This window comes from Sphingomonas aurantiaca (assembly GCF_003050705.1).
GTDB lineage: Bacteria > Pseudomonadota > Alphaproteobacteria > Sphingomonadales > Sphingomonadaceae > Sphingomonas > Sphingomonas aurantiaca.
In genome coordinates this window covers 695,513-714,687 of sequence record NZ_QAOG01000002.1, presented here as the reverse complement: position 1 = coordinate 714,687, position 19,175 = coordinate 695,513, and the positions used below count along the sequence as shown (strand labels likewise).

The window sequence follows — 19,175 nt, the reverse complement described above, 5'->3', positions numbered from 1 at the left end:
AAGTCGCAACGAAAAAGCCGCGCCCGCCTGATGGCGGACGCGGCTTTCGAAACCCCTACGGCATCCCGAGGATCAGTAGCGGTAATGGTCCGGCTTGAACGGGCCTTCGACCGGCACGCCGATGTACCCGGCCTGCTTGTCGGAGAGCTTCGACAGCTTCACGCCGAGCTTCTCGAGGTGGAGCATCGCGACCTTCTCGTCGAGGTGCTTCGGCAGCACGTACACTTCGTTCTTGTAGTTCTCGCCCTTGGTCCAGAGCTCGATCTGCGCGAGCGTCTGGTTGGTGAACGAGGCCGACATCACGAACGATGGGTGACCGGTGGCGCAACCCAGGTTCACCAGGCGACCCTTCGCCAGGATGATGATCTGCTTGCCGTCCGGGAACTTCACCAGGTCGGTGCCCGGCTTCACTTCGGTCCAGTCATAGTTCGACAGCGCGGCGATCTGGATCTCCGAGTCGAAGTGACCGATGTTGCAGACGATCGACATCGGCTTCATCGCCTTCATGTGATCGGCGGTGATGACGTCGGCATTGCCGGTCGCGGTGCAGAAGATGTCGGCGCGGGTCACGGCCTCTTCCATCGTCACGACTTCAAAGCCCTCCATCGCCGCCTGCAGTGCGCAGATCGGATCGACTTCGGTGACCATCACGCGTGCGCCGCCGTTGCGGAGCGACTGCGCCGAGCCCTTGCCGACGTCACCGAAACCGGCGACGCAGGCGACCTTGCCCGCGAGCATGACGTCGGTCGCGCGGCGGATCGCGTCGACCAGCGATTCCTTGCAGCCGTACAGATTGTCGAACTTCGACTTGGTGACCGAGTCGTTGACGTTGATCGCGGGGAACGGCAGCTCGCCCTTCTTGGCGATCTCGTACAGGCGGTGAACGCCGGTGGTGGTCTCTTCCGAGACGCCCTTCAGATTCTTGACGGTCTCGGTCAGATAGCCGGGGTTCTTTGCGACATACGCCTTGAGCGCACGCTGCATCTCGACCTCTTCCTCGTTCTCGGGCTCGGGCATCGTGTGGCCAGCCTCGAGCTTGGCGCCCCAGAGCGCGAACATCGTCGCGTCGCCGCCGTCATCGAGGATGATGTTGGCGGTCTGGCCCTCGACGTCGCGATCCCACGAGAAGATGTCGCCGACATAGTTCCAATAGTCCGCGAGGCTCTCGCCCTTGATCGCGAACACCGGCACGCCCGATGCGGCGATCGCGGCAGCGGCATGGTCCTGCGTCGAGAAGATGTTGCACGTCGCCCAGCGGACGTCGGCGCCGAGCGCGGTCAGCGTCTCGATCAGCACCGCGGTCTGGATCGTCATGTGCAGCGAACCGGTGATCCGCGCGCCCTTCAGCGGCTGCGCTGCGCCGAATTCGGTGCGCAAGGACATCAGGCCGGGCATCTCGGTCTCGGCGATGTTGATCTCGGCGCGGCCGAAATCGGCAAGGCTGATGTCGGCGACGACGTAATCCGTCTTCGCGGGCGCTAGGGTGGTGGCCACGAGGATATCTCCTGGGAATAATCTTTGATCGGCGAGCCTCATGCCCGTGCCGGATACCGCATCTTAGGCGGTTGGCGGCGCCAGATCAAATATAAAGATATCTTTATATGACGACTTGGCGCCTCACGGGTAGTTCGCGCCCCCACAAACTATCCTCCCCCGCCAGGGGGAGGATCGGCTCACGCCCGGCCCGTCTCCGCCACCAGCAACCGCGGGTCGACGCCCGCCTGCGCGAACGCGTACGTCCAGCGATCCTCCGCCCCGGTATCGAACAGCAGTCCGGTATCCCCGGCCACGTTGAACCACCCCGGCCGCGACAGCTCGCCCTCGAGCTGCCCGCCATCCCAGCCGGCATAGCCCAGCGCCACCACCCACTGCGACGGCCCGCGCCCCTCGGCGATCGCGCGCAGCACGTCGACCGTGCTCGACAGCTTCCACCGCCCCGCGACGTCGACGCTATCCTGGCCGCCCCAGTCGGACGAGTGCACCACGAACCCGCGCCGCGGCTCGACCGGGCCGCCGAAATGCACCGGCGCGTTGGGCGCATCGCCGGGCTCGATCCCAAACTGTTCGAGCAGGTCGTGAAAGCCCAGCCCGTCGATCGTCGCGCCCAGCCCGATGCCGATCGCGCCATTCTCGTCATGGCTGCACATCGCGATCACCGCGCGGGCAAAGCGCGGGTCGCTCATCCCCGGCATCGCGAGCAGGAATTGTCCGGAAAGAAAGGCCGTCTTGTCCATGCGTTGGAACATAGCGGCGCAGACCGGCGCCCGCCACGCTTGAAATACGTACGGCTGAGTCCAAGGTACGGCTCGCGCGCGACCACCTCGCGGCGACAGGAGATTTCAGATGACGATCAGCGTCGGCGACCGGCTTCCCACCACCAACCTCGTCAAGGCAACCGCAGACGGCCCCGACCAGGTCGATACCGACAGCTTCTTCAAGGGCCGCAAGGTCGCGCTGTTCGCGGTCCCCGGCGCGTTCACGCCGACCTGCTCGGCCAAGCACCTCCCGGGCTTCGTCGAGAAGGAAGCCGAGTTGAAGGCCAAGGGCGTCGACGAGATCGCCTGCGTCTCGGTCAACGACGCGTTCGTGATGGGCGCGTGGGGCAAGTCGGCGGGCGCCGGCGACATCACGATGCTTGCGGACGGCAACGGCGATTTCGCCAAGGCGATCGGGCTGACGATGGATGGCTCGGGCTTCGGCATGGGCACGCGCAGCCAGCGTTACTCGATGCTCGTCAACGACGGCGTGGTCGAGCAGCTCAACGTCGAGGCCCCCGGCGAGTTTAAGGTGAGCTCGGCCGAGCACCTGCTCAGCGAGATCTGATGTAGGAGGGCGGGCGCGATGCCCGCCCTTATTCCCACCCCGGCGAAGGCCGGGGCCCAATTGGCAGGACCGAGGTAACTTCGGGCTGCCCGCCGTTATATCTCTTCCCCAATTGGGCCCCGGCCTTCGCCGGGGTGGTTTCAAACCGGAGGTCGCCCGCAGTCTTGCCACCGTAACCTCGCCCGCGTAACACTGCGCGATGACACTCGCATCCGACCTCGTCGCCGACCTCGACCGCCTCTACCGCGCCTCCGTCGAGCGCCTTCAACGCGCCATGAGCGCCTATATCGCGGACGGCACCGTCCCCGATCCCGCCAGCCGCACCGATGGCTCGTTCGCCTATCCCGAGATCCGGCTGACCTATAAGGGCGGCGTCGACCGTCCCACCCCGCTGCGCTCGTTCGGCCGCATGGTCACGCCCGGCGAGTATAAGATCAGCGTCACGAAGCCCGCGATCTTCGCCGAATATCTGATCGAACAGCTCACCCTGCTGATCGAGGATTACGACGTCACCGTCGAGGCCGTCGAAGGTCGCCAGGAGATTCCGTTCCCCTACGTCATCGAACCCGGCCACGCGCTGAGCCTCGACGAGGTGTCCGCGACCGAATTGTCGCGCCACTTCCCCGCCACCGAGCTCGCGCATATCGGCGACGAGATCGCCGACGGTATCTGGGTCGCGCAGGACGATACGCGCCCGCTCGCGCTGTTCGACGGCCTGCGCACCGATTTCAGCCTCGCCCGCCTGCGCCATTACATGGGCACGCCCGCCGAGCATGCGCAGCGCTTCGTGCTGTTCACCAACTATCACCGCTATGTCGACGAGTTCGTCCGCTGGGCGGGCACGCAGCTGGGGGAAGGCAGCCGCTTCACCAGCCTGTCGGGCGCGGGCGGGATCACCATCTCGTCGGGCGACGACATCGACAAGATCATCTCCGACAGCGCGTGGCGGCGGCACCAGATGCCCGCCTATCACCTGATGGCGGACGACCGCACCGGCATCACGCTGGTGAACATCGGCGTCGGCCCGTCGAACGCGAAGACGATCTGCGACCATCTCGCCGTGCTCCGCCCCGAGGCGTGGCTGATGATCGGGCATTGCGGCGGCCTGCGCCCCAGCCAGCGGATCGGCGACTATGTCCTCGCGCACGCCTATCTGCGCGACGACCATGTCCTCGACGACGTGCTGCCGCCCGAAATCCCGGTGCCGGCGATCGCCGAAGTCCAGGTCGCGATGGCCAAGGCGGCCGAGATCGTCTCGGGCCAGTCGGGCGAGGAGCTCAAGCGCCGCCTGCGCACCGGCACGATCGTCACCACCGACGATCGCAACTGGGAACTGCGCTATTCGAAGTCCGCGCTGCGCTTCTCGCTCAGCCGCGCGGTCGGCATCGACATGGAGTCCGCGACGATCGCCGCGCAGGGCTATCGCTTCCGAGTCCCCTACGGCACATTGCTGTGCGTCTCGGACAAGCCACTCCACGGCGAACTGAAGCTGCCGGGCCAGGCCAACCGCTTCTACGAGCGTGCGATCAGCGAGCATCTGCGGATCGGTATCGAGACGTGCGAGCAGTTGCGGCTCGAGGGGGCCAAGCTGCACAGCCGCAAGCTGCGCGCGTTCGACGAGCCGCCCTTCCGCTAAGCGCGCACATACGGAGCGGATCGCGTACCAATGCGTTACGCATCCGCAATCATTTCTGAGGGAGCATAGCCGTGGCCGACACCGACCCACCCGAGACGGACAGCAAGAAGCCCGTCACCCGGCGCCGTGCCCCTCGCAAGACCAGCGCGCCGAAGTCAGTCGCGGCGACCTCGACCGCCAAGCCGGTCGCGCCGTCGAAACCGGCTCCGGTAAAGCCCGCATCCGAGGCAAAGTCATCCGCGGAGTCGCCCCCGCGAAAGGCCGTGCCGAAGCCCGTCCCAAAACCACGCTCGACCAAGCGCAGCACACCGCGGCCAGCCTCGGCACGCCCGATCGTGCCGCTCGCTCCGGTCGTAAAGCCGGAGCAAAAGGCGCGCGGCAAATGGGGTGCTGCGGCGATCTTCAGCGGTGTCGCCGTCGCCGGCGCCGCGATCGGCGCGCTGCTCACGCTGCGCGGCAGCACGCCGAAGCTCCCCAGACTGCCAAAGCCCGACCCGGCCCCCGAGCACGCCCATCAGGCCGACGGAACCGACTCGTCAAAGTCGTTCGCCGCCGGCATCGCCGATCCGGGCTCAGTCCCGGAATAACCGCCGTCGGATAATTGCCCCACGCTACCACCACCCCGGCGAAGGCCGGGGTCCAAGTGGAACGTCCTGAGTAAGGACGCACATCGCTCCGTTAGCCCGGTCCCCCCAATTGGGCCCCGGCCTTCGCCGGGGTGGTGGTAGGTCTCCAAGCGCTCCGTTCCCCCGCGGAGGCGCGGGCCCAGCTAAAACCAAACATTGCGCGCGTGGCCCTGGATCCCCGCCTTCGCGGGGAAACAGACAGGCTGCTCACCACCCAGTCGGCTTGCCCTTGTTCTGCACGTCGAGCCACGCCTTCAACGGCGCGAAATACGCCACCAGCGCCGCGCCCGACATCTGCCGGCTGCCCGTGAACACCTGCAGCGCATCCGGCCACGGCTTCGACTGGCCCATGCTCAGCATCGCGTTCAGCTTCGTGCCGACCGCCTTGTCGTCGTAGAACGAGCAGCGATGCAGCGGCCCCTTCCAGCCCGACTGGTCGCACGCCGCCTTGTAGAACTGGAACTGCAGCACGCGCGCCAGGAAGTAGCGCGTATACGGCACCGCCGCCGGGATATGGTATTTGGCGCCCGCATCGAACTTGGTCTCGTCGCGCGCGACCGGCGGTTTGATCCCCTGATATTGCAGCCGCAGCTGGTCCCACGCCGCCTGATAACCGGTCGCCGGGATCTGCCCCGAGAACACGCCCCAGCGCCACTTGTCGATCAGCAACCCGAATGGCAGGAACGCGACCTTGTCCATCGCCTGGCGCAGCAGCAGCCCGATGTCCTTGTCCGCGCTCGGCACCTTCGCCGCATCGAGCAGCCCGATCTTGACCAGGTAATCGGGTGTGATCGACAAGGCGACGGTATCGCCGATCGCCTCGTGGAAGCCGTCGTTCGCGCCGTTCTTGTAGAGGAAGGGCTGCGCCTTGTACGCGCGCTGATAGTAATTGTGGCCAAGCTCGTGGTGGATCGTGACGAAATCGTCCGCGTTCACCTTCGTGCACATCTTGATCCGGATATCGTCCTGGTTGTCGAGATCCCAGGCCGAGGCGTGGCAGATCACGTCGCGATCCGCGGGCTTGGTGATCTGCGACCGCTTCCAGAACGTCTCCGGCAGCGGTGCGAAGCCCAGCGACGAATAGAACCCCTCGCCCTGCTTCACCATCTTGAGCGGATCATAGCCCTTCGCCTTGAGCAGGTCGCCGGTATCATAGCCGACGTCGCCCGCCCCCTTCGGCGCGACGATGTCGTAGATATTGCCCCATTCCTGCGCCCACATATTGCCGAGCAGGTCGCTGCGGATCGGCCCGGTCTTCGCCTGCACCGCGTCGCCGTACTTCTCGTTCAGCTTCCACCGCGTATAGGTGTGGAGCGCCATGTAGAGCGGCTCGACCTCTTTCCAGATCTTGTCGGTCAGCGCCGCGAACTGCTCGGGAGTCATGTCGTAGCCCGAGCGCCACAGCGAACCGACGTCCTTGTAGCCGAGCTCGCGCGCGCCTTCGTTGGAGATCGCGGTCATCTTGGCATAGTCGCCGCGCATCGGTGCGCCGACCTTGTCGTTCCAGCTCGTCCACATCTCGGTCAGCTTGGCCGGATCGCGCACCGACCCCATCGCCGCCTCAATGTCCGACCCGTTGATCGGCTTGCCGTCGAGCGTGCCCATGCCCTTGCCATAGGATGACGACATCTTGGTGGTGAGCGTCGACAGCTCCTCCGACGCGCCCGGCCGCGTCGGCGCGGGCAGCGTCAGCCCGCCGCGCAGCAGATCGAGCTTGCGCTTGGTATCGAACGACAGCCCGGGCAGCGACGCATAGCGCGCGGCCCCCAGCGCATACTTCACACCGAGATCGGTCATCTCCGCGCCCGACTTCGCCGCCAGCGCATCGGTGTCATCGGTGATGTAGGTCGCATTGACCCACGCCACGCGGCTCGCGTCGATCGAGGCGGCCGCCATCACGCGCTCGGCCTCGGCGACGAACGCATCCGCCTGCGCGACGGTCGGCTTGCCCGCTGGAGTCGGGGTCGCTGCAACGGCAGCCTGCGCGCCGGCGACGGACGGCACTGCGCACAGTGCCCCAGCCAGAGCGAACATCGAAACACTGAACCGAACCATCATCATCCCCTTTTATGCGGGGCACTGATGGCGGCTCGACCGCGCCGTGGTCAACCCGCGATCACAAATGTCAGCCCCGCCCCCGCCCCGCCCGCCCCCCGTCATCCTGACGAAAGTCAGGACCCAGAGCCAAGCACGGCAGCGCCCGTGATCCTGGGTCCTGACTTTCGTCAGGATGGCGGAAGAGGTGGCGGAAAGCGTGCCAATCCCGTGCGCGTCAGCGCGCCAGGAAGTCGGCGATCGCCTGCCCCAGCTCGGGCTTCACCACCGCGCTCATATGGCCGCCGGGTGTCTCGACATACTCCCCATGAGGCAGCGCCGCGGCCAGGTCCGGTGCCGACCCGTTATCCTGGTCCTCCGCCCCGCACACGACCAGCGTCGGCTGCTGGATCGCCTTGACGGACTCGATCGGCGTGTCGACGAACGTCTCGAGGATCCCGAGCAACGCCACAGGATCGCCGCCGGTGGTCTTCAGGAACGCCTCGGCCAGCCATTCGGGCGTCCCCTGCACATGCTCGCCGAGCTTGGTCAGGATGTTGCGGAAATGGCCTGCCCGCCGCGACGTCTGCGTCAGCCCCGCAAGCCCCATCCCCGAGAAGATCACCCGCCGCGGCGTCGCCCCCGTCGCGAGCATCCGCGACGTCGTCCGCGCGCCCAGCGAATAGCCGCCCAGATCATAGTCCGTCAGCCCGAGATGCGCGACCAGCGCGTGCCCGTCCTGCGTCAGCGCATCCGCCGGATACGCCTCCAGCCCATGCGGCTTGCCGCTCTCGCCATGCGCGCGCAGGTCCGGCATGATCACGCGAAAGCCGTTGGCGGCGATCTTCGCGGCATGGCCGTAGCGGATCCAGTTGGTCTTCGCGTCGGAGAAATAGCCGTGGATCAGCACCACCGGCCGTCCCTCGCCAAGCTCGCGCCACGCCAGCCGCGTGCCGTCGAAGCTGTCGAAATACTGGGTCTCGCTCGGGGTGCTGGCCACGGTCTCATCCTGATATGGTTCGCCGCCAGTTCGTAGCGCGCGCGCCGTCTGTCAACGCCCGCGAACGAAAACGGGCGACCCGAAGGCCGCCCGCTCACGTCTATCTCAGGGGGTGTCAGAACTGATACCCGATCCCCCCCGACGCCCCGGCCTTGCCCTGCGAGTCATAAGTCCCGCTCAGCTTCACGACGGTATGGCCGTCATGGAACGCCTTCGACATGCCGACCGCGACCGCCGATTGCCCGGCATAGGTGCCGCCACCGATCGCGAGCATGCCCTTGCCAGCCTCGTACGCCTGCGGAAGCCCGGCGGCGGCCAGCGCGCCCGACGTTCCCGCATAGCTGTCGCGGCGGACCGATCGGAGGTCGAAGTCGAGCGCCGCGATCCGTCCGTCGGTATAGGCGTTGGCCTGCGTCACCGCCGAGTTGATGCCCGAGTTGAGCTGCCCGACATTGACCGCGTCGGTGGTCGAAACGCCCGCCGCGACGTTGCTCAGCACGGTCGCCGCACCGCCTGTGTTGAACGTCACGTTGGTCCGCCCGGCCCCATATTGCACCGAGTTGCCGCCCAGCGCCAAGGCAGTGTCCGCCGTTCCCTGCGCGGCTGCGACCGCCTGGTTGGTCGTGTAGAGCTGCCCGCCATTCACCGCCTCGGCAGAGCCTGCCGCCAGCGTACCCGCCGCGACGTTCGCCACGGTCACCGGGGCCGCCGCGTTACCCCCGGCGAGCGTCACGGTGTTGGTCCGCGCACCGGTCGCATCGGTGTTGTACGACACGGCATTCGCGGTGGTCAGCGCCAGCGCATAGACCTGCCCGCCATTGACCGCGTCGGTCGATCCCGCGGCGATCGCACCCCCGGCGACGTTGTGCAGCCCCACCGGCCCTGCCGCCGCGCCGACCAGCGTCAGGTCGTTGGTCCTCGTGCCGCCGTTCGGCGTGGTGGCGCTGCCGGGGTTCGAATATTGGACCGGACCAGTGCCACCATTGCTGATCTGGTTGCCCAGGTTGGTGATCGCGGTCGTGTTGTTCGCGACCTGGACGTTGGTGGCGTTCAGCTGCGATCCGTTGACCGCATCGGTCGATCCCGCCGCGAGGCTGCCCGCCGCGACGTTGGTGATCGTCGTGCCCCCGGCGCCGCCCAGCGTGATGCTGGTCTTGGCGCCATCGTCATACTGCACCGCGCTGGTGCCGAGCGCCGCGACCTGCGCTGCGACGCCGGCGACCTGCCCGACATTGGCGGCATCGGTCGCCGCGGTGCCTGCCGCGACGTTGGTGATCTGCCGCTCCGCACCCGCGGACCCGACCGACACTTCGCCGACCGAGTTCTGCACCCCGCCCAGCCCCAGCGCCGCATAGCCGAGCGTCCCGCCGCGCAATGCCGAGGCGCCGGTGCCGATCGCAACGCTGTTGGCCGCGCTCGCAGTCGCCTCCGGGCCGATCGCGAGGCTGTCGACGCCCGTCACGCTGCCGTCGCCGCGCGTCGAGAGCACCCGGAAGTACCGGATCCCCGCCCCGCCATTGACCGCACCGTCGACCGCATCGAACACCGACTGCACACTGCCATAGCGCACGCCGCCAAACCCGATCGAGGCCAGCACGCTGTTGGTTGCCGCGTCATAGGTCGACGCCCCGCCAAGGCTCGCCGCGACCGACGTCCCCAGCCCGACGAGCTGCCCGCCATTGACCGCCTCGGTCGATCCCGCCGCGAGCGTTCCCGCCGCCACGTTGCCCAGCACCACCGGTGCGGCCCCCGCCCCACCAAAAGTCACGCGTGACCGGCTCGGATCGTCATATTGTACCGCCAGCGCGGCCAGGTTGCCGAGCTGCCCCGACACGCTCGCCAGCTGGCCGCCATTGACCGCGTCGGTCGATCCCGCCGCGACCACGCCGTTGCCGACATTGTGCAACGCGACCGTACCCGCGGCACCGCCGACCAAAGTCACGTCGTTCGACGGCACGCCCCCGTTCGGCGTCGTCGGCGCCGCCGCACTCGAATATTGCAGCGCACCGATCGCACCGTTCGCGATGTTCGTCGTCAGGTTCGTGACATTGGTGTTGGTTGCGAACAGCTGGCTGCCGTTGACCGCCTCGGTCGAGGCAGCGCCAAGAGCGCCCGCCGCGACGTTGCCAAGCGCGACGGGGGCCGCCCCCGTGCCGACGCCGCCCAGCGTCACGCGTGCCCGTGTCGTATCGTCATACTGAACCGCCAGCGCCGACAGCCCGCCGACCTGCCCCGACACGGTCGCCAGCTGGCCGCCATTGACCGCATCGGTCGAGCCGGCCGCGACCACGCCATCCGCCACGTTGTGCAGCCCGACCGGCCCCGCCGCCGCACCGACCAGCGCGACGTCGTTGCTCGGCACGCCACCGTTCGGCACGGTCGGCGTGGCCGCGTCCGTATATCGCACCGCGCCGATCCCGCCATTGGTGATGCTCGTCGTCAGGTTCGTGACATTGGTGTTGGTCGCGAACAGCTGGCTGCCATTCACCGCTTCGGTCGACGCAGCCCCGAGCGTTCCCGGTGCGAGGTTGTCGATCGTGGTGCCCGCGGCTCCTGCCAGCGTCACGCGGTCCTGCGCGGCGCTGTTATATTGCACCGCGCCGGTTGCGAGCGTGCCGATCTGCGCCTGCACGCCGGCAAGCTGCCCGACATTGACCGCATCGGTCGCCGCGGTTCCGGCGGCGACGTTGGTGATCTGGCGTTCGAGCCCTGCAGAACCGACCGACACCTCGCCGGCCGAATTCTGCACGCCCGCGAGCCCGATCGCGGTGTAGCCGGCTTGCGGTGCGCGCGTGGCGACGCTGCCAGCGCCGAGCGCGACGCCGTTGACGCCGGTCGCGCTGGCATCGGTGCCGAGCGCGATCGCCCCGGTCGCGCCCGCGCCGACCACTGCGCGAGTCCCGAACGCGATCGATCCCGCCGCGGTCGCCGCGGTCGCCGCCGAATTGCCGAACGCCACCGAGTTCGCCTCGCCCGCCACCGCGTCGAGACCCGTCGATCCGAGCCCGGTGATCCGGTTGCCGCCGATCGCGATCCCGGCGGGCGTCCGCAGCGAGAAACTGTCCGCCTGCGTGTCGCAGCGATCCGCGGGCCCGACGACCGTGCCGTTGGCGTTCAGGACCTGCAGCGTGATCGGACTGCCGTTCGCCGCATTGTCCAGCAGGCCGGTCGCGTTGATGTTGAGGTTGGACACCGTCAGCGGCGGCACGAGCGCCGAGACGAGCGGCACGGAGATGACCGCGTTGACGCTTCCCAGGATCGGGTTGACCGTCGACTGGATCGGATCGACGACGCCGTTGATCACCGGCCGCAGGATGTCTGTCACCACCGACCGCGGCAGGCTGACGCCCGAGCACGCGCTGACGATGTTGGGCGTTACCGTCTGCGCCGAGGCGGTCTGCGCGGCGAACAGCGTGGTTGCCGCCACCCCGATCAGCGACACCCCTGCGCGCAGCCGGCGCAGCGCGCGACTGCTCCTGCCAGCCCCCGCCACGGCGCTGGCGGAGGGCATCGTCGCGACGGCGCGGGACTCGGTAGCGGCGGCATGCGGGCGAACAAACGCTTGGTACATCGAACAATCCTCCACTGGCGGCTGCACAGGCAGCGCGAACACTTCCGGATGGCCGACCGTCTTCGGGTCCGACTACCGGAACGGGGCGATGTTCGATCCAACAATACTAACAGTAAGTTACTATAATAAATAAGAAGAATCTAGGAACTCTAGACTTATACCTCTGTTATTTGACACTCAATACTACTCAAAATGGATCCAAACCGAAACCGTTCCAGGTTTTACAGGGTTAAATTCATTAGCGATGCCGGCATCTCGTCTTGCAACGCTGCTCACTAATCAGGTCGAAGTGGCAGATATCACCGCATCCGGTCTTTATGCTGGCATAAGTGGTTGGATCCGCGTCGTTTCATCGAATCGGTCCGGCCGTCGACGACTCGCAAAACACCGCGCCTTCACCCTGGGTGAGGACGCGGTGTCGAGGTCGCTTTCGAAGGAAACGGGGGCCCACCCCCGCGGCGGTTACGCCTTTTGCAGATGCCGGCGCCCGAGCAATTCGGCGATCTGCACCGCGTTCAGCGCCGCACCCTTGCGGAGATTGTCGCTGACGCACCACAGGTTCAGCCCGTTCTCGACGGTCGGATCCTCGCGCACGCGGCTGATATAGGTCGCGAAGTCGCCGACGCATTCGATCGGGGTGATGTAGCCGCCGTCCTCGCGCTTATCGACCAGCATGATGCCGGGCGCCTCGCGCAGGATGGTCTGCGCCTCCTCGGCCGAGATCTCGTTCTCGAACTCGATGTTGATCGCTTCCGAATGGCCGACGAACACCGGCACGCGGACGCAGGTCGCGGTGACCTTGATTGCCTTGTCGAGGATCTTCTTGGTCTCGACGACCATCTTCCACTCTTCCTTGGTCGAGCCGTCGTCGAGGAAGCTGTCGATGTGCGGGATCACGTTGAACGCGATCTGCTTGGTGAACTTCTTGGGCTCGGCCGGATCGCCGACGAAGATGTTGCGGCTCTGCTCGAACAGTTCGTCCATCCCCGCCTTGCCCGCGCCCGACACCGACTGATAGGTCGAGACGACGACGCGCAGGATCTTCGCCGCATCGTGCAGCGGCTTCAACGCGACGACCATCTGCGCGGTCGAGCAGTTCGGGTTGGCGATGATGTTGCGTGCCCGGTAGCCGTCGATCGCCTCGGGGTTCACCTCGGGCACGATCAGCGGCACGTCGGGGTCCATGCGGTACAGCGACGAATTGTCGATCACGACGCAGCCGGCCGCGGCCGCGATCGGCGCGTAGACGGCCGTGCCTTCGGAGCCGATCGCGAACAGCGCCATGTCCCAGCCATTCCAGTCGAAATGCTCGATATTCTGGCATTTGATTTGGCGGCCGGTGTCGCCATAGTCGACCATCAGCCCCTGGCTGCGCGACGACGCGACGCAGGCGATCTCGTCGGCGGGAAACTCGCGTTCCGCCAGGATATTGAGCATCTCGCGCCCGACATTGCCGGTCGCGCCTGCGACCACCACCCGATAACCCATGTCATAACTCCGATTGGACTTGCCCGCGCAGTACCGACGTTGCGCGGGCAGGTCCAACGGCTTTCGACTTGTTGCGCGGATAGTGGGGGTTGGGGAGTGCCGAGACTGCCGTCGCCCTCCCCCCTTGTTCCCCCGCGAAGGCGGGGGCCCAATCTGGCCCCCCGCCTTCGCGGGGGAACATCCTTTTGCTGCACCACCCCGGCGAAGGCCGGGGCCCAATTGGAAGGTCGCAGTAACGAAGCGCAGCGCTCCGTTAACGCCGTCCCCCAATTGGGCCCCGGCCTCCGCCGGGGTGGTGACCTTGCGCGCCCTCAATCATGCGTCCGCGCCTGCCACGTGGCATGCTCGATCCGGTGGACCTTCGCGAGGTGATCCGTAATCGCATCCAGCTCCTCCGCCGGCACGTTCGTCGCCACCAGAGTCACCGCGATCTCCACCCGGTCCTCGCCGCGCTCGGTCACGTCGAGTTCCGCCACCTGCAACTGCACCGCCTCGAGATGCTCCACCACCAGGTCGCCGATCGGCCCGGCATCGGCCGCCGCCGCGGTCACCATCACGCTGTAGGTCGCCTCGATCGTCCGCCCCTCGGTCGGGATCCGGTTGATCCCGTCGACCAGCGGCCGCAGCGCAGTGTTCGCCAGCAGCACGACGAAGGTCAGCAACCCCGCCTCCGCGATCATGTCGCTCCCCGCGCAAGACCCCACCGCCGCCGAGCACCACAAGGTCGCCGCGGTATTCAGACCGCGGACGTTCATCCCCTCCTTCATGATCACGCCCGCGCCAAGGAAGCCGATCCCCGACACGACATAGGCGATGATCCGGATCGACTCGACATCCCCGCCCAGCCGCTGCCCCAGATCGACGAACGCCGCCGATCCGAGCGCGACCAGCGTGTTGGTCCTGAGCCCCGCGGTCCGCTGGCGATATTGCCGCTCCGCCCCGATCAGCGTCCCGAACACGAACGCGGCGGCATAGCTCACCACCGTGTCGAGGAACGGCCACAAATGAAACGTCTCGACGAACCGCACCGGCGCTTACTTCACCGGTGCTGGCGCTGCCTCGGGAACCGGCTTGTCCTTCACCGTCCGGTCGAGGAAGTTCAGGATCGTCCCCCAGACATGCTCGCTGATCCCCGGCCCCGCCACGCGGTGCGTATAGCCGGGGTAGAACATCATCTCGAACGGAGTCGCGGTCGCCTGCATCCGCGCGGCGACCTTGGTCGAATTGTCGAGGAACACATTGTCGTCCGCCATGCCGTGGATCAGCAGCAACGGATCGACGATCCTGTTCGCGTCCTCGACCGCCGCCGAGGTGGAATAGCTCGCCGGGTCCTTCGCCGGATCGCCCAGATACCGCTCGGTATAATGCGTGTCGTACAGCTGCCAGTCGGTCACCGGCGCGCCCGACACCGCCGCCGCATAGACGCCCGGCGTCTTCTCCAGCATCTTGAGCGACATATAGCCGCCATAGGACCAGCCATAGGTCGCGATCTTGCTCGGCTCGACGAACGGCAGCGACTTCAGGTAGTTCGCGCCCGACAGCTGGTCCTCGACCTCGACCGTGCCCATCGCGTGATAGATCTGGTCCTCGAACGCCTTGCCGCGATTATACGAGCCGCGATTGTCGATCTTGAAATAGATCCAGCCGCGATCGACCAGATATTGCGGCAATCCGCCCTGCCAGCCGCGCGTCACCTGCTGCCCGGTGCCGGGTCCACCATAATGTTCGAAGAACACCGGGTATTTCTTGCCGGGCTCGAGCGGCGGGGTGATCATCTCGTAATAGAGCGTCATCCCGTTCTTGGCCTTCAGCGTCCCGAACTTGGTCTCCTGATGGCTCTGCAGATACGGGTAATAGGGATGCCCCTCGACCACCGCATTCTCGTTGATCCACGACAGCCGCTTGCCCGTCGCGTCCGCCAGATAGACCTGCGTCGGCTGTTTCGGGTTCGAGCGCGAGATGATGAACCGGCTCGCGGCCGCATCCATCGTCGCGCTGTTCCACCAGCCCGCCTCGGTCAGCCTGGTGATCACGTTCGGCTTCGCGACGTCGACCGAATAGAGCTGCTGCTCGAGCACGTCGTCCTTGTTGCCGAGGAAGAACAGCCGCCCTTTTGCCTCGTCGACCCCGACCAGATCGGTGACCACCCAGTCGCCCTTGGTCATCTGCGTCCACTTGCCCGACGCGAACCGGTAGAGATGCCCATAGCCGCTGCGCTCGGACCGCCAGATCAGGCTGCCGTCCTTGAGCACATGATAGGCGTCGGACAGGTTGAGCCAGCTCTTCACCCCCGATTTCTCGGTGAACAGCACGGTCGACTTGCCCGTCGCCGGATCGACGCGGAGCATCTCGAGCAGCTTCTGGTCACGGCTCTGGCGCTGGACCAGCAGCATACGGCCATCGGGCGTCCAGTCGACGCGCGCCAGATAGATGTCGGGGTTGGTGCCGAGATCGACCTTCACCTGCCCCGAACCGTCCGGCTTCATGATATACAGCTCGACCAGCACGTTCGGCGTGCCCGCGGCGGGATAGCGCTGCTCGTACACCTTGGTCCCCGTCGCGCCGATCGACGCGCGCGTCGCGGTGTGCACCGGCGCCTCGTCGAACCGCTCGACCGCGACATAGCGCTCGTCGGGTGACCACCAATAGCCGGTGCGGCGATCCATTTCCTCCTGCGCGACGAACTCCGCCTCGCCGAAATGCACGGTGCCGCCGCCGCCCTTGGTGACGGCCTGCGCGGCGCCACCGGCCAGCGGTTGGACGAACACGTTCTGGTCGCGGACGAACGATACGAAGCCGCCCTTGGGGCTGACCACCGGGTTCAGCTCGCCGCCGGGCGTGTTGGTCAGCCGGGTGACCTTCCCGTCGAGCCCGGCGAGATACAGGTCGCCGTCGAGCGGCACGAGGATCGACTTGCCGTCGGGCGCCCAGTCATAGGCGACGATCCCCTTCTGCCCGCCGATCCGCGCGCGCTCGCGCTGCATCTTCTCGGCTTCGGTGAGTTCCGCGCCGCTGCCGACGCTCTTCGAATCGACCAGCATCCGCGCCTGCCCGGTGGCGGTATCGACCGCCCACAGATCGAACCGCTCCTTCTCGTCGTCGCGGTTGCGCAGCGACGTCAGCAGCGTGCCGTCGGGCGACAGCCGCACCGCGCGCGGCTGCGATCCCGACAGGTCCGGATTGCCGAACACGCGCGCCATCGTCAGGTCGCCGGGCGCCGCCGCCTCGACCGGCCGCACCGGCGCAGGCTCGGCCACAGGCGTCGCCGCCGCAGGCTTTTGGGCCGGCGTCACTTGGTCAGCAGCCATTGCGGCGGTTCCGACCGAGGCAAGCGCAAGTCCGAGCAACCATGTTCGCATCCTGTAGACTCCGTGGGATCATCCCGCCGGATACCCCCCGACGGCCCGAAGATATTCGGTGGCGCGTTATCGCGACGGCATGCCGGGACGTAAAGGGCACATTGCAGCGTCGATTTCGGCGCGGAGGACCGCCGCAATATTCGTCACCGCGTAAACCGTGTCTTTACGCGCATCGTGTAGAGCACCGGCAGGCACCATGCCGTGGACGATCGGTCCGCGGTCCAGCACGAGCGAAGTATGATGGTCTCGACCGCGATACCACAGGGCAGCGACGCCGCGGGCGTACCCAGCGCATGGCAGGCGCTCGTCCGGCTGGGCGAGGCCGATGGCAGCGCCGCGCACCCGCATTTTCGCCGGCTGGTGGGCGGCGAGCAGGGGCAGCGCAACCTGTCCGACGCGGTCCACGCGCTATGTGCGGTGCATGGCGACCATCCCGGCCTGATCGCCGACGTGATGGCACGCGCGGTCCAGCCCGAGGCGCAGGAATGGCTCGCCGCCGCCGCCGCCGGGTTCGTCGACGAACGGACCTATCTCGCGCAACTCACCGCCGCGGTCGGCCCGCTGCCGTCGACGCCCGGCCAGGCGGAAACCGAATCGGCACTGGTCGGCGAACGCCACGCGCTCGAAATGCTCGCTCGGTCCGAACGGCGCGGCTGCGCGACGGGCGCGGTCGCGGCGTTGTTGCGCGACTGGGCCGCGATCCGCGCGATGCTCGATGTCGCCGCCGACTATTTCGGCCTCGACGTGCCTACGCCGACGCTCCCCAGCACGGCCGATACCGCCGCCGCCATCACCGATCTCGGCAGCGCCCCCGGCCCGCAGCGCGCGATCCTGTTCGGCGCGCAACAGCTCTTCGCGCAACATCGCGGCCTGTGGGCGCTGCTCGAAGCCAGGGCGAGCGCACGCGGCGATCTGTAACGCGCTTGCGCTGGACGACGCTTCCCCTCTATCCATACCCGGTATTCAGAACCGGACGGGATATCGCATGAAGCGCTTCGAGGGCACCCAGAGCTACGTCGCGACCGACGATCTGAAGGTCGCGGTCAACGCCGCGGTCACGCTGCGCCGCCCGCTGCTGATCAAGGGCGAACCCGGCACCGGCAAGACCGTGCTGGCCTATGAGATCGCGAAAGCGCTCGGCGCGCCGCTGATCGAGTGGAACATCAAGTCGACCACCAAGGCGCAGCAGGGCCTGTACGAATATGACGCGGTCGCCCGCCTGCGCGACGGCCAGCTCGGCGACGCGCGCGTCCACGACATCGGCAACTATATCCGCAAGGGCAAGCTCTGGGAGGCGTTCACGCAACCCGCCCCGCCCGTCCTGCTGATCGACGAGATCGACAAGGCCGATATCGAGTTCCCGAACGACCTGTTGCAGGAACTCGATCGGATGGAATTCCACGTCTACGAGACCAAGGAAACCGTCCGCGCGGTCGAGCGCCCGATCGTCATCATCACCAGCAACAACGAGAAGGAACTGCCCGACGCGTTCCTCCGCCGCTGCTTCTTCCACTATATCAAGTTCCCCGATCGCAGCACGATGCAGGCGATCGTCGACGTCCATTTCCCCGGCATCCAGAAAATCCTGGTGAGCAAGGCGATGGACCTGTTCTACGACGTCCGCGACGTGCCCGGCCTCAAGAAGAAGCCGAGCACAAGCGAGCTGCTCGACTGGCTGAAACTGCTCCTCCACGAGGACATGCCCCTAGACATCCTCCAGAACCGCGACCCCACCAAGGCGATCCCCCCACTCCACGGCGCCCTGCTCAAGAACGAGCAAGACGTGATGCTGTTCGAACGCCTCGCCTTCATGGCGAAGCGACAGAAGAACCAAGGGTAAGGGCGCCGGACCGCTAGCGAGGCGGTCTTCCCAAGGCACCCAAGCGCCGACCTGCCCGAAAAATACGGTCGACGTGTGCGTTAACTATAGCCCGAAACCGGCCAGTCACCTTGATCTGGGTAAGTCTGGGGTATGAAGCGAATCCCCCGAACGCTACTCTGCCTCACCCTCGCCGCCCTCACCGCGACGAGTGCCACTGCCGGTTCGCTGCTCAACTATGTCGGCGAGTGCGTGCCGTTCGCGCGTGCCGCGTCGGGGATCCAGATCTACGGCAACGCCTGGACCTGGTGGAGCCAGGCCGACGGCAAATACGAGCGGACGCACAAGCCGAAGGAAGGCGCGGTCATCGTCTTCGCCAAGACCGCGCGGCTGCCGATGGGGCATGTCGCGGTCGTCAGCCGCGTCGTCGAGAAGCGAGTCGTGATGCTCACCCACGCCAACTGGTCGCGCCAGAACGGCGAGCGCGGGCACGCCGAACAGGACGTGACGCTGTTCGACGTCTCGCCGCGCAACGACTGGAGCGACGTGAAGGTCTGGTACAAGGATGTCGACGGCCTCGGCGGCGGAATTTACCCGGTCTACGGTTTCATCTACGGCCACGCGCACGCCGCCGCCGAACTGACGAGCCGCAACCCCGATTATGTCGGCGCGCTGATCGACGCCTATGTCCCCGGCAGCGGCGAGCCGGTCGCGCGGTAAGCGCTCTTACCGTCATCCTGCCCCCCTACCGTCATTCTGCCCCCCCCTACCGTCATCCTGACGAAAGTCAGGACCCAGAGCCAAGAACCGCGCCGCCCG

Annotated in this window: 14 protein-coding genes; 6 read left to right on the top strand and 8 right to left on the bottom strand. The window is 66.8% G+C overall.

Translation table 11 applies throughout. The annotated features are described in order from the left end of the window. Positions 1-72: 72 nt before the first annotated feature. Both ahcY and C8J26_RS08760 read right to left on the bottom strand, forming a co-directional pair. Complete coding sequence (gene ahcY, locus C8J26_RS08765; RefSeq protein WP_407818125.1) at positions 73-1,536, bottom strand: adenosylhomocysteinase; 1,464 nt, start codon at positions 1,534-1,536, stop codon at positions 73-75. 137 nt (positions 1,537-1,673) lie between these two features. Beyond that, on the bottom strand, positions 1,674-2,234 hold the full coding sequence (locus C8J26_RS08760) for a YqgE/AlgH family protein (protein ID WP_107957529.1): 561 nt from the start codon (positions 2,232-2,234) through the stop codon (positions 1,674-1,676). A 109-nt stretch (positions 2,235-2,343) separates the two neighbouring features. On the opposite strand from C8J26_RS08760, the gene C8J26_RS08755 reads away from it, so the two are divergent. The 3 genes from C8J26_RS08755 to C8J26_RS08745 all read left to right on the top strand — a co-directional run bounded on the left by C8J26_RS08755 (position 2,344) and on the right by C8J26_RS08745 (position 5,046). Beyond that, positions 2,344-2,823, top strand: coding sequence for a peroxiredoxin (locus tag C8J26_RS08755; protein ID WP_055877594.1), 480 nt, complete (start codon positions 2,344-2,346; stop codon positions 2,821-2,823). Between the two features lie 199 nt (positions 2,824-3,022). Further along, positions 3,023-4,459 (top strand): AMP nucleosidase, encoded by a 1,437-nt coding sequence (locus tag C8J26_RS08750; protein ID WP_107957528.1) that lies wholly within the window; start codon positions 3,023-3,025, stop codon positions 4,457-4,459. Positions 4,460-4,530: 71 nt separating this feature from the next. Then, complete coding sequence (locus C8J26_RS08745) at positions 4,531-5,046, top strand: hypothetical protein (protein WP_107957527.1); 516 nt, start codon at positions 4,531-4,533, stop codon at positions 5,044-5,046. Between the two features lie 246 nt (positions 5,047-5,292). Here the strand turns inward: C8J26_RS08745 and C8J26_RS08740 are convergent, their stop codons facing one another. The 6 genes from C8J26_RS08740 to C8J26_RS08715 form a co-directional block, all read right to left on the bottom strand. Further along, the gene (locus tag C8J26_RS08740) at positions 5,293-7,140 is read right to left on the bottom strand and encodes a M2 family metallopeptidase (protein WP_107957637.1); all 1,848 of its coding nucleotides are present in this window, start codon (positions 7,138-7,140) and stop codon (positions 5,293-5,295) included. A 217-nt stretch (positions 7,141-7,357) separates the two neighbouring features. Further along, the gene (locus tag C8J26_RS08735) at positions 7,358-8,119 is read right to left on the bottom strand and encodes an alpha/beta fold hydrolase (protein WP_056418352.1); all 762 of its coding nucleotides are present in this window, start codon (positions 8,117-8,119) and stop codon (positions 7,358-7,360) included. A gap of 115 nt (positions 8,120-8,234) precedes the next feature. Next, positions 8,235-11,690, bottom strand: coding sequence for a YadA-like family protein (locus C8J26_RS08730; RefSeq protein ID WP_107957526.1), 3,456 nt, complete (start codon positions 11,688-11,690; stop codon positions 8,235-8,237). 462 nt (positions 11,691-12,152) lie between these two features. Then, a complete protein-coding gene (locus C8J26_RS08725; protein ID WP_107957525.1) occupies positions 12,153-13,178 on the bottom strand; it encodes an aspartate-semialdehyde dehydrogenase in 1,026 nt (341 codons plus the stop codon). A 311-nt stretch (positions 13,179-13,489) separates the two neighbouring features. Beyond that, positions 13,490-14,206: an MgtC/SapB family protein gene (locus tag C8J26_RS08720; RefSeq protein ID WP_107957524.1), complete on the bottom strand. Its 717-nt coding sequence runs from the start codon at positions 14,204-14,206 to the stop codon at positions 13,490-13,492. Between the two features lie 6 nt (positions 14,207-14,212). Then, positions 14,213-16,537 (bottom strand): S9 family peptidase, encoded by a 2,325-nt coding sequence (locus tag C8J26_RS08715; RefSeq protein ID WP_107957523.1) that lies wholly within the window; start codon positions 16,535-16,537, stop codon positions 14,213-14,215. A gap of 237 nt (positions 16,538-16,774) precedes the next feature. Here C8J26_RS08715 and C8J26_RS08710 point away from each other — a divergent pair, with 237 nt between their 5' ends. The 3 genes from C8J26_RS08710 (at position 16,775) to C8J26_RS08700 (ending at position 19,076) form a co-directional block, all read left to right on the top strand. Continuing rightward, positions 16,775-17,455, top strand: coding sequence for a DUF6975 family protein (locus C8J26_RS08710; RefSeq protein ID WP_244185221.1), 681 nt, complete (start codon positions 16,775-16,777; stop codon positions 17,453-17,455). Between the two features lie 67 nt (positions 17,456-17,522). Beyond that, the gene (locus C8J26_RS08705) at positions 17,523-18,377 is read left to right on the top strand and encodes an AAA family ATPase (protein WP_055877619.1); all 855 of its coding nucleotides are present in this window, start codon (positions 17,523-17,525) and stop codon (positions 18,375-18,377) included. A gap of 132 nt (positions 18,378-18,509) precedes the next feature. Next, positions 18,510-19,076: a CHAP domain-containing protein gene (locus C8J26_RS08700; protein ID WP_107957522.1), complete on the top strand. Its 567-nt coding sequence runs from the start codon at positions 18,510-18,512 to the stop codon at positions 19,074-19,076. Positions 19,077-19,175 lie beyond the last annotated feature (99 nt).

Excerpts from the sequence above, each read along its gene's own strand:
- C8J26_RS08755 (WP_055877594.1), top strand. The coding sequence starts at position 2,344 with ATGACGATCAGCGTCGGCGACCGGCTTCCCACCACCAACCTCGTCAAG.
- C8J26_RS08760 (WP_107957529.1), bottom strand. The coding sequence starts at position 2,234 with ATGGACAAGACGGCCTTTCTTTCCGGACAATTCCTGCTCGCGATGCCG.
- C8J26_RS08715 (WP_107957523.1), bottom strand. The coding sequence starts at position 16,537 with ATGCGAACATGGTTGCTCGGACTTGCGCTTGCCTCGGTCGGAACCGCC.
- C8J26_RS08750 (WP_107957528.1), top strand. The coding sequence starts at position 3,023 with ATGACACTCGCATCCGACCTCGTCGCCGACCTCGACCGCCTCTACCGC.
- C8J26_RS08710 (WP_244185221.1), top strand. The coding sequence starts at position 16,775 with ATGATGGTCTCGACCGCGATACCACAGGGCAGCGACGCCGCGGGCGTA.
- C8J26_RS08705 (WP_055877619.1), top strand. The coding sequence starts at position 17,523 with ATGAAGCGCTTCGAGGGCACCCAGAGCTACGTCGCGACCGACGATCTG.
- C8J26_RS08700 (WP_107957522.1), top strand. The coding sequence starts at position 18,510 with ATGAAGCGAATCCCCCGAACGCTACTCTGCCTCACCCTCGCCGCCCTC.
- ahcY (WP_407818125.1), bottom strand. The coding sequence starts at position 1,536 with ATGAGGCTCGCCGATCAAAGATTATTCCCAGGAGATATCCTCGTGGCC.
- C8J26_RS08730 (WP_107957526.1), bottom strand. The coding sequence starts at position 11,690 with ATGTACCAAGCGTTTGTTCGCCCGCATGCCGCCGCTACCGAGTCCCGC.
- C8J26_RS08740 (WP_107957637.1), bottom strand. The coding sequence starts at position 7,140 with ATGGTTCGGTTCAGTGTTTCGATGTTCGCTCTGGCTGGGGCACTGTGC.
- C8J26_RS08725 (WP_107957525.1), bottom strand. The coding sequence starts at position 13,178 with ATGGGTTATCGGGTGGTGGTCGCAGGCGCGACCGGCAATGTCGGGCGC.